Genomic DNA, 258 nt, shown 5'->3' on the forward strand with positions numbered 1-258 from the left:
CGGGTCTACGCCCAGCAACTGAACGCCCTATTCGGACTCGCTTTCGCTACGCCTGCCTTAATCAGTTAAGCTTGCTACTGAACGTAAGTCGCTGACCCATTATACAAAAGGTACGCCGTCACCCCTTCGCAGAGGCTCCGACTGTTTGTATGCATGCGGTTTCAGGATCTATTTCACTCCCCTCCCGGGGTTCTTTTCGCCTTTCCCTCACGGTACTGGTTCACTATCGGTCGATCACGAGTATTTAGCCTTGGAGGA

At 52.7% G+C, this 258-nt stretch carries 1 rRNA gene; it reads right to left on the reverse strand.

Going from position 1 to position 258, the window contains the following annotated elements:
• A 23S ribosomal RNA gene (locus ACRXB1_RS37700) occupies positions 1 to 258 on the reverse strand; the annotation flags it as partial.

Source organism: Caballeronia sp. M23-90, assembly GCF_053574605.1.